At 59.6% G+C, this 1,049-nt stretch carries 1 protein-coding gene and 1 pseudogene; one reads left to right on the plus strand and one right to left on the minus strand.

Annotation, left to right across the window (positions count from 1 at the left end):
• Nucleotides 1–307 precede the first annotated feature (307 nt).
• Entirely contained in the window at nt 308–655 is a 348-nt protein-coding gene (locus IVA82_RS07355; RefSeq protein WP_247493230.1) for a hypothetical protein, read from the plus strand.
• 12 nt (nt 656–667) lie between these two features.
• Here the strand turns inward: IVA82_RS07355 and IVA82_RS07360 are convergent.
• A pseudogene (locus IVA82_RS07360) lies at nt 668–910 on the minus strand (IS256 family transposase); the annotation flags it as partial.
• Nucleotides 911–1,049 lie beyond the last annotated feature (139 nt).

The following is a 1,049-nucleotide window of genomic DNA, read 5'->3' on the forward strand; positions in this document are numbered from 1 at the left end:
CACGGGCCCGGACCTCGGGTGAAAACTTGTTCGTCGTCTTGCTCGTCATGGCTCCATCCTCTCAGGAGTTGGAGCCTCCGGCAAACCCGGGGCGGTTCAAGCCCACGAACTGGCTGCCTTTGCTTACGAGCGGTGGTTTGAGCAACACAGACATAATCCTTCGCTGCAGACAGTCTGGAATGTTGAACTCGGAGGTCGGCTATTTGCCCCGGCACCCAAGCCGAAGGCGGGCCAAATCTATGACAGCACATTTTTGTCCAACCTCGATCCAGACTATTTCGAACGCCTAAGGATGGAAACTTGGTGCTTGGACGGCGCCGATGAACGCCTCAAGGCCTGTGGGTTCAAGTCAGATGAAAGGAACCGCCGGACGCTAGCCAAGGCAATTGCAGCAGCCGTGCAACGCGCCAGCCTCATGCTCGAACGGCTGGCAAACGGCGAAGCTATTCCGACTATGTTCTCGCCTGCGGTTACAGCAGTGACGATATTGCCGCCGACATTGTTGCCGCCTCTGCCATTAGCGGATCTTGTAAAGGGATGGGCGGCCGAGCGACGCCCCGCGGCTAAAACGCTTTACGAGTGGTCCCGTGTCGTTCGTCAGGTTGGAGAGTTCCTCGGTCACAGCGATGCACGAGCTATCGCCAAATTTTGGTGACGGCCGGGCCGGTCAGGCGGCGGCGGTTATGGGCTGACGGTCGGTCGGCTTGGCGATGACCTCGATCCCGTCGTTGAATGTCACACCAAGAACGAGTTTTGGCAACTGGTGGTGGCCATCGAGACGGCGCCAGCTTTTCTGCGCGCCCTCGACGAGTTTGAAGACCATGGCGAGCGCGGTCCCGTTCGACAGACAACCCTTCGACCGGATGGTGCGGTGGCGCACGGTGGCGAAGGTGCTTTCGATGGGGTTGGTAACCGGTATGAGATGTCTCGGTGCCAACGTTCCGCTGCGGTTTTCTGCATCGTGGCGTATGGTGCGACCATCGGGACAGAGGCACCGGGAGCACGATGTGCGGGCAGGCCGATGCATACGATGAGCCGAGAGCTCGAGT

The organism is Bradyrhizobium sp. 142, from assembly GCF_023074015.1.
Classification (GTDB): Bacteria; Pseudomonadota; Alphaproteobacteria; order Rhizobiales; family Xanthobacteraceae; genus Bradyrhizobium.